This is a genomic window from Actinoplanes teichomyceticus ATCC 31121 (genome assembly GCF_003711105.1).
In the GTDB taxonomy this organism is placed as follows: domain Bacteria; phylum Actinomycetota; class Actinomycetes; order Mycobacteriales; family Micromonosporaceae; genus Actinoplanes; species Actinoplanes teichomyceticus.
Map to the genome: position 1 here is coordinate 2,423,206 of NZ_CP023865.1, position 14,310 is coordinate 2,437,515.

A 14,310-nucleotide genomic window follows, 5' to 3' on the forward strand; every position below is an offset into this window, starting at 1 on the left:
GGGACGACCGAGGTGGTCCGTCCCGGCCGGTCGCTGTCGCAATCCGTCCCGGCCGGTCGCTGTCGCAATCCGTCCCGGCCGGTCGCTGTCGCGGTCCGTCCCGGCCGGTCGCTGTCGCGGTCCGTCCCGGCCGGTCGCTGTCGCGGTCCGTCCCGGCCGGTCGCTGTCGCAATCCGTCCCGGGCGGTCGCTGCCGCGGCCTGTCGCCGGCCGGTCGCTGCCGCGGCCTCTGCCGGCGGTCCGTGCCGCGGTCGCGGCCGGGCCGCTGCCCCCGGCGGGCCCGGAGTGAACAGCTGGAAGCCGTGCCGAGGGCTTGTGTAATGTCCGGATCATGCGATCGACCGGTTCGGGATCGCCGCTCGTGGAGGCGGTCATCTTCGACATGGACGGCACCCTGATCGAGTCCACCGACGTGGTCACCGCCGCCTTCCGTGCGGCCGTGGTGGCCGGTGGCGGCCCGGTCTTCTCGGACGCCGACATCGTCGCCGCGTATCCGCTCGGACCGCCTCGGCGGATCCTGGAGCACCTGCTCGGCCGCCCGGTGACTTCCGGAGAACTCGATCTCTACTACTCGCATCTCGCGTCCGGCCGGGTGCGGACCTACGACGGCGTCGAGCACGTCCTGTCGCTGATCGCGCAGCGGGCCTCCGTGGCGGTCTTCACCGGGGCCAGCCGGAAGGCGGCTCAGATCCTCCTGGGCGGCGCCGGGCTTCTCGGATTCTTCGCGGTCGTGGTCGGCGGAGACGAAGTCGCCCACCCCAAGCCCGAGCCCGACGGCATCCTGCTCGCCTGTGACCGGCTTGGCGTCGAGCCGGGCTCGGTGGCGTACGTCGGGGACTCCCCGCTCGATCTGCGGGCCGCCCGGCGGGCCGGCGCGCTGGCGGTCGCGGCGGCGTGGGGCCATCTCTACGATGCCGGCCAGGCCGCCGACCGCACCGCGCGACAGCCGATCGACCTGTGCGCGCTGGTGTCGCCGCAGGCGAGCCGGGACACCGTTCTTCCGGCGTAGAAGCCGGTCCCGTGGTGATGCTTCGCCCGCCCGGGTCAGGGGATCGCTCCCGCCCGGGCCGCTGTCGTCCGGCGAGGTGAGCCTCGCCGCTTCACGAAGACGGAACGTGGTGCCGCTGGCCGCCGGCCGGATCGCCCGCGGCGGTCGGCCGCCGCGGGCCGGGCCCGAATGTCCCCGGCCGCGGTTCGTGCAGGCCAACCCTTCGTCGGCTGTGAGATGAACCACTTATGGCCCCGACCTGTTAGGTAGGTTAACTGAAGGGGAAAAGCGAACCGGCAGCTGACGCGCCCGGCGGATGGCTGATCGGTCTGTGCAACCGGGCGATCTGCCCGGTTGCACAGGCCGAGACGGAGATCATCCAGAAGGAGTAGAACCAAAGGGGTCCGTGGGACTTAGGCGAATCGCGACGAAGCTCAAGCTTTGCCGCTTTTCGTCCGTTCGGCGGTGGGAGAGGCGTCGTAGCCGGTCTGGCCTGGAGTCGCGCCGGTGGCTACATCATGCATACGTCACGGGGAGCGGTGCATTGGACGACATAACACCGACCTATTTCGCTGAGCTGAACGGCGCGCTGCCGGCGGGGAAAGCCGAGCTCGTGCCGATCGCGTCGTTGTCGTCGGCATGGACGCCTCGACAGACCGCCCTGGACGAGCGGCACGTCCAGCTGTTGGCGCAGTCGGAAGCGCCGTTACCTCCGATCCTGGTGCAACGGTCCACCATGCGGGTCATCGACGGGGTGCACAGGCTGCACGCGGCGCGGCGCAACGGTGCCGAGGAGATCCTCGCCCATCTGCTCGAAGACGACGACCGGGCCGCTTATCTGCGCAGCGTCGCCAGCAACGTGGCGCACGGCCTGCCGTTGACGCTCGCCGAGCGCCGGGCCGCGGCGAAGCGGCTGCTGGAATGGTTCCCGCAATGTTCGGACCGTTCCATCGGTCGGGTCTCCGGGCTCTCCGGCAAGACCGTCGCCGCGCTGCGCAAGCGGTCCGGCACGGGTATGCCTGCCGAACGGATCGGGCGGGACGGGCGGGTGCGGCCGGCCCGGCCGGGAGCCGATCGGCTGCTGGTGGAGGAGCTGATCACCCAGCATCCACATGCCTCGCTACGCGATCTCGCCCGGCGCGCCGGTGTCTCGCCGAACACGGTACGCAATGCCCGGCTGCGCATGATCCATCGAGGGCCCGGTACCGATCGGCCGGCCGGGGCGCCGGGCGCGGAGGGGGCTCCGGCCGGCCAGGACTTCGCTCCCGATGATGTCGTGCTGACCAACCTGAGCCGAGATCCGTCGTTGCGGTACACCGAGACGGGACGGACCCTGCTGCGGCTCCTTCACCAGCATCTCGGGACGTCGCTCGACGGGCAGGTGGTGGAGTCACTTCCGCCGCACTGCCTGCCGCTGGTCTCCAAGGTGGCCCGCAGCGTGGCCATGCAGTGGAAGCAGTTCGCCGAGATCGCCGAGGGGCGGGCGAACGCTTCGGCTCTCTAGCCCGGCGCCGGGTCCGCCGGTCGCACCGCTCGGACCGGTGGGCGCACCGTTCGGGCCGGTGGGCGTGCTCGCGCCGGCGGGTGTGTCCCCTCCGTGAGGCGGCTCCCGTCCGTGGGGGCCGCTGATCACGACGGCGCCGGTCGGGCGGCCGATGCGGGGTGGCGGGTTTCCGCCCCGGCCTTTCTCCGGAATGACCCGGCGGTCCGCAGCGGCGTGCAAGTGCGGAAAATGCGCGGTGCACATCCGTACCGCGATGAAAAGCGTCGCGGGCCGGCACGAGGGTCGGGTCGTCATCCCCGGCATGGCCAGCGGCAATGTCCGCGGTAAAAATTTTGCGCGTGTCCGGCAATTATGTCGATCGGCAAACGTCTTTCTCCGGCGATGACCGCAACGGCGTCGGCGTGCTAGTTTTCCCCGTGGCGGCCGATGGTTAGAGGCGGCCCTCGGCAGTGCCGCTCGATATGACAATGCGAGAGCGGCGAGCTGCCGCCGTCAGCGCGGTATGGCGCTGAGGAGCCATTTCGGCGTCGGTGGAGGCGCAGCCGTGAGCTGCCGCGCCGAAGGCACACGGTCCGCGTCCCCTGAAGGAGGTGCATTGTGCGTCTAGGAATAGCTCGCACGCTCGCCGGCTGCGTCGTCGCGGGAGCCGACGACGGCGCAGAAGATTACTGCCCGCCATATTGGCGGTCGAGCGAGCCGTTGTTTCGCCGAGCCCACGACGTGGTGGCCGCGGTGGCGGCCCGGTATGCCCCGGTGGCCTCGGGGCTGGCCGGCGTCGTGTCCGGGGGCCGGCCGGCGGCCGGCTACCCGCCCCTGGTGGAGGCGCTCGAACGGTACGCACGGGAGCCCGGATGGAGCCGGGAGCACCGGGACCTGGCCGCCTCGATCGAGCGGTCCGTGCGGCTGCTGTATTTCGAGGGTGCTCCGGAACCGGCGGTGCGGCCGGCGCCGGACCGGCTCGCCCCGGCGGGCGCCCTGCCGGCCCTGCACGTCGTCATTCCGTTCCGGGCGCCGCGGGGCAGCCTGCGCGAGCGCAATCTGCGAGCCTGCCTGCGATCGCTGGCGCAACAGGCGTCGGGGTCCTCCGGCTTCTATGTCACCGTGGTCGAGAGCGACGATCGGCCGCGGCATTCCTGGGTCGGATCCTGGGCCGACAATTACGTTTTCGAACCGCAGAGCGGCCCTTTCAACAAGTCATCGTCGGTCAATTTTGGTGCGCGGCGGTCACGTTCTCCGCGGGACGTGATATGCGAGTTGGACGCGGATATGGTCGTCGACCCCTGGTTCATCACCAGGGTGCGTGTGCAGGCCGCGGTATCACCCGCCTTTCTGCCCTATGAAGACGTCCACTGCCTCGATCCGGAAAGCTCGGCGCGGCTGGTCTCGGAACGCACGGCGGGCGCGGGAACAGTGGCCGGTTACCTGTTGCGCCGGCCGCCGGGAGGTTGTGTGGTCGTCACCGCCGAACTGTTCCGCGCGGTGGACGGATTCGACACGTCCTTCACCGGTTGGGGTGGCGAGGACAGAGACTTCGTCGACCGCCTGTCGGCGTTCTCCCCGGTGGCGCGGTCGGCGGCCACGATGATCCATCTCAATCATGAACGACCGTCCATGAACCGGGCGGCCCAGTTCGCTACCGGAGACCGCGAGGCGGTCACCCAGGAGGTGGGCTGACGTGCCCGAGCTGGCGCAGCACCAGGACCTCGTCGTCACACGGGCCGCCGGCTTCGCCGACCTGGCGGAGCAGGTCAGTGCCCGGGTGGTCGAGCACATCGATCGGGTCCTGAGGCAACACGAGTTCTGTACCGTCGCCCTGACCGGTGGCAGCACCCCGGCGGCCACCTACCGCTCGCTGAGCGCTGCCGACCTGCCATGGGACCGGATCCATGTCCTGCAGACCGATGACCACATCGTCGCCGACAGCGAGACGGGGCCGTCCTGGAGCGTGATCGAGCGGGATCTCCTGCACCGGTGCGCGGTGCCGGTCGCCAACCGGCATCCCATGCCGGTCCGGACCGGACCCGGCCTGGCCTCGGCGGTGCGCCGCTACGACATGCAGATCCGCAGTCTGCTCCGCGGACAGAGCCCGGACGTCGTGGTCCTGGGACTGGGCGAGGACGGTCACACGGCATCGATCTTCGACGGGGACCCGAGCGCCCTGACCGCCGACCGGGTGGTGGTGACCACCGCCCCCTATCACGGTGTCACCCGGATGACCCTCACCCTGCCCACCCTGGCGCGGGGCGGCCTGAGAGTGGTCCTGGCCTGCGGAACCGCCAAGGCCGCCGCGGTGGCCGGGCTGCTCGGCGAGGGCGCGCCGAGAACCTCGGCGGTGGCGGGCATCCTGCGCGGTGGCGGAATGCTCTTCGTGGACGACGCCGCGATGTCCGTCGCCGATGCGGCGACCGGCTAGGCGGCGGGCGGCATGGATCCGATCCTCTGCCTGGATCTGGGCGGCACGTGGTTCCGCGCCGGCATCCTCGGCGCCGACGGCCGGCTCCGGCTGGTACGCAAGACGCCGGCTCTGTCGGTCCGCAACCACCGTGAGCCGGTGGCGAAGCTGCAGCAGCGCCTCGTCGACCACATCGTCACGGCCACGCTCGAAGCGGACGCGGCGTGCGGCGTCGCAACGGTCGGCATCTCACTCGGCGCGGCGTTGAACGGCCGCACCGGGGAGGTCTTCGGCAGCGCGCCGCTGTGGGGCCCCGGACGGCACCCGATGCCGTTGACCGACCTGCTGGCCCGGCGGTTGCCGGACGTACGGTTCGGGCTGCTGAACGACGTGACCGCCCTCGCCCACGCCGTCCGGGCGAGATGGGCGGCCACCCGGCCCGGCCGGAGAGCGGCGGCGGTGACGGTCAGCAGCGGTATCGCGTACCGCACCATCGTGCTGGAGTCCGGCCGGATCCCCCTGGAGCCGCGGTACGGCCTGCAGGGCGAGATCGGCCATCTCCCGGTCGACGTCGAGTGGCGCGGCAGCGTCCTGCGCGGCCGCTGTGACTGCGGCGGGGAGAACCACCTCAGCGCGTTCTCCTCGGGCCGCGGACTCGAACGCCTGCTCGCCACGCTGCCCGAGGCGAGGGCGTTCCGTGAGCTGCCCGGCCAGCCGGTGGCGACGTTCTCCCGGCGCGTCGCCGGCGCCGACCCGGCGGCCCTGGAAATCCTCGACCTGTTCACCCGCCCGCTGGCGAAGGTCCTGCTCTACCAGGCGACTCTCGACCCCGAGGTCGGAGCCACCGTCCTGTTCGGTGGCGTCGTCGAAGCGCTCGGCGCCCACTACCTGGAAAGCCTCGTACGAAATCTGGAGGAACTCGGACTGTATGGCATCAGCGATCGTGACCCGCAGTATTTCCGCACCCGGATACACCTTGGCGACGACGACGGCTTGGCCGCCATGCGCGGCGTGGGGTCGTACCTGCGAGACCGCCTCCACCGCAACGACTGAGGAGATGCCATGAACGGCTGGACGGTACGCTGCCGGCAAGACGTCACCTACCGCATCAACGCTGTCGTCGACGTCTTCTCCCCGGCCAACGAGGCGCTCGCCGAAGCCGCCGATGTGGCCGACGGGAAGAGGTACCTCGTCGTGGTCGACCGGACGGTCGACTCCCTCTACGGCGACCGGATCGACCGCTACTTCGGTGCCCGCGGCGCGCGCACCGTCAAATACACCCTCGGCCCGGGGGAGCGGGTCAAGACCGCGGACTCCCTGCTCGACATCGCCCGCACGGCCGACCAGGCCGGGATCAGGCGGCGCTGCGAACCGATCATCGCCGTCGGCGGCGGCGTGGTGACGGATCTCGCCGGCATGGCGGCGAGCCTCTATCGGCGTGGCACGCCGTTCATCCGTGTCCCGACCACGCTGGTCGGCCTGGTGGACGCGGCCATCGGTGCCAAGACGGCGATCAACCACAACGGTCACAAGAACCGGTTGGGAACCTATTTCCCGGCGGCACACACCCTCCTGGACCCGACGTTCCTGCGCACTCTGCCGGCCCGGCACGTCCGGAACGGTATGGCCGAGATCGTGAAGATCGCGGTGATGAAGGACGCCACCCTGTTCGCGCTCCTCGAGGCGGACTCCGCCGACCTGGTGGAATCGCGCATCGCGACGGCCCACGGTACGGAGATCATCGAGCGCAGCGTCACCGCGATGCTCGGTGAGCTGGAGGCGAACCTGTGGGAGCACGAGCTGCGGAGGGTGGCCGACTTCGGCCACACGTTCAGCCCGCAGCTCGAGATGTGTGCCGGTGACCTGCTGCACGGCGAGGCGGTCGCGATCGACATGGCGCTGTGCTGTGCCATCGCGCACCTGCGGGGCCTGCTCAGCGATGACGCGCTGCGCCGGGTCTTCGCCCTGCTGCAGGGCCTGGGGCTGCCCACCGAGCACGAGGCGTGCACCTCACGGATGCTGCTGGGCGCGTTGGCCGACACCGTTCGGCACCGGGACGGCCACCAGCACCTTCCGTTGCCGACCGGGATCGGCAGCGCCGTCTTCGTCGAGGACGTCACGCCGGCGGAGATCGCCGCGGCCCGCGATACGGTGAGACGTCTCCAGCCGATCGCGGCGAACCGGTGACGGGCCGGGACGATCTGCGGGTGCTGCGCGCCGGCATCTGTGGCACCGATCTGCAGATTTTCCGCCGGGTGCGCCCGGACCGCGCCGGCATCCTCGGTCACGAAGGCGTGGCGGAGCGCGCGGCCACCGCGGACGGCCGGCGCCGCTTCGTGGTCTTCAACCCGGTCGATCCGGACGACCAGGACAGCATCCTGGGGCACAGCTATGACGGCATCTTCCGTCGTCACGTCCCGGGCGGCGCGGAACGGATGCCGCGGACGGTGCCGGTCGATCCGCGGTTGCCGGCGGATCTCGCCGCCCTGGTCGAGCCGCTGGGCACGGTGCTCTACGGCTGGGAGCTCGCGTCGTCCGCCGCGCCGTTGCGCAGCGTATCGGTGTGGGGCGGCGGCACCTCGGCGTTGCTGGTCGCCATCGTGGCACAGCTGCACGGCTGCGACGTCGAGCTCGTCCACCGCCGCGGCGAGCGCCTGCGCTTCATCGACGGGCTCGGGGTGCTCGACGGGGCCCGGCTGCGACTGCCCGGCGCGGCCCCGGCCGTGGCCGGCTGTGACGGCGCGTTCCTCTGCCTGCCGCGTGAGGGCGCCGCGGCCGGGCTCACCCAGGCGGTGGACCAGGTGCGCCCGGGTGGGTGCATCGACCTGTTCGGCGGCTTCGGGCCCGGCGACCGGCATCCGGCCACCGGGAGGCTCGACCTCGGCATGGTACGGCGTGCCAACGTGTGCGGCCGTCCGGTGGGATCCGCCACCGCCGAGGTCCGTACCCCGGCCGGCAAGCCGGTGTCGCTCACCGGCCATCGAGGAACGGCGGAGCGGCATCTGACCCGGGCCGCGGAGCTGTTGCGCACGCACGCGAGCCGGTTCGGCGCCCTGATCACGCACGTCGTCCCGCTGGCCGAGGCCGGCAGCTACCTGTCCGCGATGGCGTCCGGATCACGCGCGCCGGCGCCGCCGTACGAATACGTCAAGGTGGTCATCGACATGACGCTGGTATCGGCCGGCACCAGAGGTCCCGACCTGTCGACGCGGCTCGCCGACCTGCCGGTGGAGTGCCCGGTATGAACGGGGTCGCATACCGGCGCATCGGGCACCGCGACGGTGTGGCGTACCTGGAACGCGCGCGCACCGGCCGGTTGACCGACCAGCCGGCGCGGGTGGTGATCGCGCCGCTCGTCGTCGGCGTCTGCCGGTCGGACCTGCGCGAGCTGGACGGGACACGGCATCTGCGCCGCGACTTCGGGCACGAGATCGTCGCCGAGGTGCGGTATTCCACCCTGGCGGACACCCTGCCCGTCGGCCGGCGTGTCGTGCTCGATCCCCATCCGGTGGTGCGGCGGACGTCGGGCTTCGCCGATCTCGTGGAGATCGAGGGTACGGTCGCCGATGTCGCGGCGGCGCTGCGGCCGGTCCCCGCCGACAGCGACCCCCTGGCGGCCCTGTTCACCGAACCGCTCGCCTGCGCGGCACATTGCCTGGCCCGGGTCGATGCGGTCATCGCCGCGACGGCCCATGCCCGGCCGTCCCCGGTCGCCGTCGTCGGAGCGGGCATCGCCGGCACCCTGATGGCCGGGATCCTGCGGTCGCGCGGCACCGAGGTGCACCTGGTCAACCGGGGCGGGCAGCGCCTGCGGTTCCTGGCGGAACGCGACGTCCTCCCCGGCGTCGACCTGCACCCGGCCGACCGGCCGGGCCGTGGCGGGTTCGCGTGCGTGGTGCTGGCCACCGCCGCGGCGACCGGCGCCGCGCTGGAGCTCGCGGCCGGCCTGACCGGGGACGACGGAGTCCTGATGATCTATGCGGGCACGGAGCCGGGCAGCCGGTTCCTGGGGCAGGACATCGACGCGATCCGCCGCGGTGAAGGGCGGGTGACCGTGCACGACGGCCGCAGGAGGATGCACCTGGCCGGGTCGCACGGCGCCACCGCCGCGGACTTCGCCGTCGCCACCCGGCTGCTCCAGGACCGGCGCGAGGGGCCGGCGCTGCGGCGCACGGTCCGCCGCCTGATCGATGTCGAAGCGCCGCTGGACGAGGGCCCGGCGCTGCTGCGGGAGATGGTCAGCCGTCCCTACGTCGGCAAGGCCGTGCTGACGCCCGGGGTTCCCGATCGTGGATGAAGGAGGAACGATGAAGATCGCCAAATACCATTACGCCGCCCAGTTCCGGCACCTGCCGCGGGTCGTCCGGGCCATCGACGACCTGCTGGTGCGCGGCGACTACGTCCTGGGACCGCACGTCGAGCAGTTCGAGCAGGACTTCGCCGACTACATCGGCGTGGAGCACGCGGTCGGGGTCAACTCGGGTACCGACGCGCTGGTGCTGGCGCTGCGCGCGCTGGGTGTCGGACCCGGTGACGAGGTGGTCACGGTCGCCAACACGTTCCACGCGACGGTGCTGGCCATCACCACGGTGGGGGCCCGCCCGGTGCTGGTGGACTGCACGCCGCACGACTACCTGATGGACCTGGAGCAGGTCGAGGCGGCGATCACCGGCCGCACCCGGGCCATCATCGCGGTCCACCTGTTCGGCAAGGCCCTCGACATGGCGGCGGTGACCGCCATCGCCGAGCGGCACGGGCTCGCCGTGGTCGAGGACTGCGCCCAGGCGGTGGGCGCGTCGTGGCAGGGCAGGCGGGTGGGCTCGTGGGGTGACATCGGCTGCTTCAGCTTCCACCCCTCGAAGAACCTGGCCGCGGCCGGCGACGCAGGCGCGGTGACCACCGACCGCGCGGACCTGGCGCGGACCATCCGCACGCTGCGGGGCCTCGGGCAGGCCGCGCAGAACGATCACGTCGCGTTGGGCTGCAACTCGAAGCTGGACGCGATCCAGGCGATCGTGCTCAGTCACAAGCTGCCGGAGCTGGACGGGTGGAACGCCGGTCGCCGAGCGGTGGCGGGCCGGTACAGCCGCGCGCTGGCCGGCATCGCCCGGGTGCCCGAGCCGGCCGGGCGCGAGCATGTCTTCCACCTCTACCAGGTCGGGGTCGAGCAGCGGGACGAGGTTCTCGCCGAGCTGGTCGGCGCGGGGATCGACGCGGTGGTGCGGTACCCCGTACCGATCCACCGGCAGCCGGCTTTCGCGCACCTCGACCTGCCGAGCCGGTTCCCGCACGCCGACTGGCAGGCCGCGCACACGCTGTGCCTGCCGGTGCGGCCGGACCTGACCGGGACCGAGATCGACTACATCGTCGACCAGGTCACGTCCGCCGTGGCGAAGCGGACGGGGGCGTGACCGTGGTCGAGGTTCTTCCGGCGCTGCTCGGCGCCGACCCGCTGGCCCTCGGTGCGGCGACCGACAGCCTCGTCGGCGCTCCGGTGCGATACCTGCACCTCGACGTCATGGACGGCGCATTCGTCCCCGACATCAGCTTCGGCGCCCGTACGGTGACCGCCGTGCGGCGGCGTACCGAGCTGCCGCTGGACGTCCATCTTCAGGTGGCGAACCCGGAGGCGCACCTGGATGCCCTGCTCGCGGCGAAGGTGGATCTGGTCACCGTGCATGTCGAGTCGACCGCCCACGTCGCGCGGCTGCTGCGCCGGCTGCGGCTGGCCGGGGTGGACGCGGCGCTGGCCGTCAACCCCGGCACCCCGCTCGGATCCCTCGCCGAGCTGCTCGGCGAGATCGTCCAGGTGACCGTCATGACCAGCAATCCGGGCACCAGTGACTTCCTGGAGTACACCCTGGACAAGATCCGCCGGCTCAGGGCGCTGCTGGCGGAGAGCCGTCTGGAGCACGTCCACATCGCCGCCGACGGCGGGGTGACCGAGGCCCGGGCCAGGGCGTTGCACGAGGCCGGCGCGGACCGCCTGATCGCCGGTTCGGCGGTCTTCCAGGCGCCCGGTGGCGTCGTCGACGGTGTGGCGCGGCTGCGCGAGGCGGCCCTGTCATGACCGGGGTGCATGCCCGTGGCCTGCTGTTCGACCTGGACGGGGTGCTGGTGGACAGCTCGGCGGCGATCCGCCGGGCATGGTGGGAGTGGGCCGGCGCCAAAGGGCTCGATCCGGCTACCACGTTCGCCGCCGGGCACGGCCGTCAGACGATGGATCACATCCGGGCGGTGGCGCCCCACCTCGCCGTGCCGGCCGAGGAACGGCGCATCGACGAGCTGGAGGCGAGGTACGCCGACGCCGTCGAGCCGCAGCCGGGCGCCGGCCCGCTGGTGGCGAGCCTCGCCGAGGTGCCCTGGGGCGTCGTGACGTCCTGTTCGGCGCAGGCTGCGAGAACCCGGCTGGAGCGGGCCGGTATCGGCGTGCCGCCGGTGCTGGTGCACGCCGGTGATGTCGGACGCGGCAAACCGCACCCCGACGGCTACCTGCGCGGCGCCGAACTGATCGGGGTCGATCCGGCCGAGGTGGTGGTGTTCGAGGACGCGCCCTCCGGTATCGAGGCGGCCGTCGCCGCCGGGATGAGGGTGGCCGGGGTGTGCACCACGCATGATCCGCATCAGCTGGCCGGGGCCGCATGGCTCGTCGAGGACCTCAGCACGGTCCGGGTCACGCGGTCCGTCGACTCCGCCACCCTGCTTGTCCACCTGAGAGAGTGCGATGCTGCGCGTCGGTGAGGTCTCCGCGGACTACGTCCGCTTCACGAGGTCCGCGCTCAAGCTGCACTACGGGATCGACCTGCCGGAGACCGCCGTGGCGGCGAAGGCCGCCCTGGCCCGGCCGGGCGGTTTCCTGACCATCGGCGATCCCGGCGTGATCGGCGCGGCGGCGATCTTCCCGTTCGACATGACCGTCGCTCCCGGTGAGACGCTGCCGGTCAGCGGGATCGGGGATGTCGCCGTGTCGCCCAACCACCGCCGGCGCGGCTGGCTGGCGGCGCTGATGCGCGAGCACCTGCGATCCGCGGCGGAGCACGGCGACGCGCTCACCGTGCTGACGGCGAGCGAGGCGGCCATCTACGGCCGGTTCGGCTATGCGCCGGTGACCGAGGCGGCGAGCTGGTCGCTGCATACCGAGGGGCTGGAGCTACGCAGCCGGCCGGTCACCGGAGCCGTGGAGCTGCTCGACGATCCGAGCGCCGCCACCGCGGTGCCGGAGGCCTTCTCGGCGTACCAGCGTGGGGCGCCGGGAGAGCTGGCTCGCAGCGCCCGGTGGTGGACGACGCGCTGGAACGATCCCGTGGCGGTGGGCGCGCCGGCCGACACGTTCGTCGCCCTGTACCGCGACGGCCAGGGCCGGCCCACCGGATACGCCACCTGGTCGCGCGGCGGGCCGTGGACGCCGTACCACGGGCCCGGGGTCGTCGAGGTCGACGAGTTCGTCGCGGCCGGCCCGGAGGCGGCGTACGCGCTGCTGGCGTTCCTGCGGTCACTGGACCTGTGCCGGGAGATCGTCTTCCGGAAACGCCCGGTGGGCGAGCCGTTGCGCGAGCATCTCGCCGACATCCGGAGACTGCGGATGGCCGAGCGCGTCGACAAGCTGTGGGCCCGGGTGGCCGACGTGCCCCGGGTGGTGCGGGCCTGTACGGCCGGGATCGACCGGGTGGTGACGATCGCCGTGCACGATCCGGGCACGGGTAGCACCGGACGCTACACGCTGACGCCGGACGGCGACCGCGTCGCCTGCCGGCCCGGTGCTCACGCGCCGGACCTGACCCTGAGCTCGGCTGATCTCACCGCCTGCCTGCTGGGCGCGGTGTCCATCGTCGAGCTGGCCCGCCGCGGCCGGATCGACGGCGGGGATCGCGGCGCGCTGCTCGCGGTGGCGCGCGCCCTGGCCGGTCAGACCACGCCGCACTGTTCGACCGGCTTCTGACGCCGGTGATCTTCACGCGGAAGGATGTCCCACGCTTTGATCATCTCTACGAACACCCGGGTGTGCCTGGCCGGGGAGGACCTCGACTGGCTGGGGTACCGATCGGTCTGCGTAGCCGTCGATCTGCCCACCAGGATCGCGATACGTCCGGACTGCGCCGACGAGAGCGGCGGCGTCACCCGTACGGCGAACGCGGTATGGCAGTTCCTGCGGCAGCGTGTCGAGCGCGTGCCGGCCCGCCGGCCCGGCGTCGTGGTCGACGCCGACGCGCCCCTGGCGAGCGGGCTGTCGTCGTCCTCGTCCCTGATCATCGGGCTGTTCCGCGCCTTCGCCGGACACCTCGACCTGCCGCTCGGCGACGAGACGCTGCTGTCCTGGTCCTTCGACTTCGAGTACGCGATCTGCCACGGCGGCGGCATGGACCAGACCGCCATCATCCGGGGTGACACGGTCCTGACCGCCGGGCGGGACGGTACGCCACCACTGCTGCTGGGACACGCCCGGTTCCCGGCCGACTGGCGCCTGATCGTCGTCGACTCCGCCATGCCGAAGTCCACCGTCGGTCACCTCGCCGAGGCCCGCCGCCGGCATGCCGAGGGCGACAGCCGGCTGTCCCGGTACATCGCCCACGCTGATCGAGCCGCCGCCTCCGCCTGGGATGCCGTTCTGGCCGAGGATCTCCCGGCGCTGGTGGCGGCCATGGAGCGCGCGCACCGGGCGATGCGCGAGGTCGGGATGTCCAGCGCGGTGCTGGAGGACCTGCGGGCCATCGCCCGAGCCGAGGCCGGCATCTCCCTGAAGATCACCGGCGCCGGTGGTGGCGGTGCCATGATCGGCGTCTGCCGGGACGTCGACGCGGTGAGCGTCGCAACCCGCCTGCGGGCGGCGGCCGGCGCCAGGTACGCCGGATCCAGCGTGCTGATCGCGCGTGCCGCGGCCGGGCCGGCGGTGCTCTCGGCCGCTTCCGAGTCCACCGTGGCGGGCTGACCGTGCCGACTCCCGATTTCATCCTGGAACTGCGCAAGAGCATAGGTACCGCACCGCTCTGGCTGTCCGGCGTCACCGCGGTGGTGCTGCACGAGGGCCGGATCCTGCTGAACCGCCGCTCCGACAACGGCCGGTGGGCGTTGCTGCACGGGATCCTGGAGCCGGGGGAGCAGCCCGGTGTCGCCGTCGTCCGCGAGGTCTTCGAGGAGACCGGCGTGACGGTATCGGTGGAGCGGCTGTCGAGTGTCTTCTCGCTGCCGCCCGGTGTCTGTGCCAACGGCGACCGGGTGCAGTTCCTGGACCTGACCTTCGTGTGCCGGCTGGTCGGCGGCGAGGCGCGGGTCAACGACGACGAGTCGCTGGCCGTCGCGTGGTTCCACCTCGACACGCTGCCCCCGATGGCCGAGGCCGACCGGTTCCTGCTGGACAAGGCCCTGGCGGCAGAGGCGTCACCGTGGTTCGTGACCGATCCCGGCGACCTACCGTGACCAGCCGCCGCCG

At 72.1% G+C, this 14,310-nt stretch carries 14 protein-coding genes; all 14 read left to right on the plus strand.

The genetic code is table 11. The features are described from left to right. Positions 1-330: 330 nt before the first annotated feature. The gene (locus ACTEI_RS10915; protein WP_122977546.1) at positions 331-1,008 is read left to right on the plus strand and encodes an HAD family hydrolase; all 678 of its coding nucleotides are present in this window, start codon (positions 331-333) and stop codon (positions 1,006-1,008) included. A 523-nt stretch (positions 1,009-1,531) separates the two neighbouring features. Continuing rightward, a complete protein-coding gene (locus tag ACTEI_RS10920; RefSeq protein ID WP_164465910.1) occupies positions 1,532-2,491 on the plus strand; it encodes a ParB/RepB/Spo0J family partition protein in 960 nt (319 codons plus the stop codon). Between the two features lie 597 nt (positions 2,492-3,088). Beyond that, positions 3,089-4,165: a glycosyltransferase family A protein gene (locus ACTEI_RS10925; RefSeq protein WP_203723607.1), complete on the plus strand. Its 1,077-nt coding sequence runs from the start codon at positions 3,089-3,091 to the stop codon at positions 4,163-4,165. A gap of 1 nt (position 4,166) precedes the next feature. Further along, a complete protein-coding gene (gene pgl, locus ACTEI_RS10930; protein ID WP_203723606.1) occupies positions 4,167-4,904 on the plus strand; it encodes a 6-phosphogluconolactonase in 738 nt (245 codons plus the stop codon). Positions 4,905-4,916: 12 nt separating this feature from the next. Further along, the gene (locus ACTEI_RS10935; protein ID WP_122977548.1) at positions 4,917-5,936 is read left to right on the plus strand and encodes an ROK family protein; all 1,020 of its coding nucleotides are present in this window, start codon (positions 4,917-4,919) and stop codon (positions 5,934-5,936) included. Between the two features lie 9 nt (positions 5,937-5,945). Next, positions 5,946-7,070, plus strand: coding sequence for a sedoheptulose 7-phosphate cyclase (locus ACTEI_RS10940; protein ID WP_122977549.1), 1,125 nt, complete (start codon positions 5,946-5,948; stop codon positions 7,068-7,070). After that, positions 7,067-8,128: an MDR/zinc-dependent alcohol dehydrogenase-like family protein gene (locus tag ACTEI_RS10945; RefSeq protein ID WP_122977550.1), complete on the plus strand. Its 1,062-nt coding sequence runs from the start codon at positions 7,067-7,069 to the stop codon at positions 8,126-8,128. The genes ACTEI_RS10940 and ACTEI_RS10945 overlap by 4 nt, the downstream gene beginning before the upstream one ends. Further along, positions 8,125-9,180 carry an MDR/zinc-dependent alcohol dehydrogenase-like family protein gene (locus ACTEI_RS10950; protein ID WP_122977551.1) on the plus strand — a complete coding sequence of 352 codons (1,056 nt, stop codon included), beginning with the start codon at positions 8,125-8,127 and terminating at the stop codon, positions 9,178-9,180. Before ACTEI_RS10945 ends, ACTEI_RS10950 begins: the two co-directional genes overlap by 4 nt. 10 nt (positions 9,181-9,190) lie before the next feature. Beyond that, a complete protein-coding gene (locus ACTEI_RS10955; protein WP_122977552.1) occupies positions 9,191-10,294 on the plus strand; it encodes a DegT/DnrJ/EryC1/StrS family aminotransferase in 1,104 nt (367 codons plus the stop codon). Next, positions 10,291-10,953, plus strand: coding sequence for a ribulose-phosphate 3-epimerase (locus tag ACTEI_RS10960; RefSeq protein ID WP_203723605.1), 663 nt, complete (start codon positions 10,291-10,293; stop codon positions 10,951-10,953). Before ACTEI_RS10955 ends, ACTEI_RS10960 begins: the two co-directional genes overlap by 4 nt. Further along, positions 10,950-11,624 (plus strand): HAD-IA family hydrolase, encoded by a 675-nt coding sequence (locus ACTEI_RS10965; protein WP_122977553.1) that lies wholly within the window; start codon positions 10,950-10,952, stop codon positions 11,622-11,624. Before ACTEI_RS10960 ends, ACTEI_RS10965 begins: the two co-directional genes overlap by 4 nt. Next, positions 11,608-12,822, plus strand: coding sequence for a GNAT family N-acetyltransferase (locus ACTEI_RS10970; RefSeq protein ID WP_122977554.1), 1,215 nt, complete (start codon positions 11,608-11,610; stop codon positions 12,820-12,822). Before ACTEI_RS10965 ends, ACTEI_RS10970 begins: the two co-directional genes overlap by 17 nt. 36 nt (positions 12,823-12,858) lie before the next feature. Continuing rightward, the gene (locus ACTEI_RS10975; protein WP_164465911.1) at positions 12,859-13,809 is read left to right on the plus strand and encodes a GHMP family kinase ATP-binding protein; all 951 of its coding nucleotides are present in this window, start codon (positions 12,859-12,861) and stop codon (positions 13,807-13,809) included. A gap of 2 nt (positions 13,810-13,811) precedes the next feature. Further along, positions 13,812-14,297, plus strand: coding sequence for an NUDIX hydrolase (locus tag ACTEI_RS10980; protein WP_122977556.1), 486 nt, complete (start codon positions 13,812-13,814; stop codon positions 14,295-14,297). Positions 14,298-14,310: the final 13 nt, after the last annotated feature.

Bases quoted from the DNA above. Each gene is read 5' to 3' on its own strand.
- ACTEI_RS10915 (WP_122977546.1), top strand. From the start codon at position 331: ATGCGATCGACCGGTTCGGGATCGCCGCTCGTGGAGGCGGTCATCTTC.
- ACTEI_RS10935 (WP_122977548.1), top strand. From the start codon at position 4,917: ATGGATCCGATCCTCTGCCTGGATCTGGGCGGCACGTGGTTCCGCGCC.
- ACTEI_RS10940 (WP_122977549.1), top strand. From the start codon at position 5,946: ATGAACGGCTGGACGGTACGCTGCCGGCAAGACGTCACCTACCGCATC.
- ACTEI_RS10950 (WP_122977551.1), top strand. From the start codon at position 8,125: ATGAACGGGGTCGCATACCGGCGCATCGGGCACCGCGACGGTGTGGCG.
- ACTEI_RS10955 (WP_122977552.1), top strand. From the start codon at position 9,191: ATGAAGATCGCCAAATACCATTACGCCGCCCAGTTCCGGCACCTGCCG.
- ACTEI_RS10965 (WP_122977553.1), top strand. From the start codon at position 10,950: ATGACCGGGGTGCATGCCCGTGGCCTGCTGTTCGACCTGGACGGGGTG.
- ACTEI_RS10970 (WP_122977554.1), top strand. From the start codon at position 11,608: ATGCTGCGCGTCGGTGAGGTCTCCGCGGACTACGTCCGCTTCACGAGG.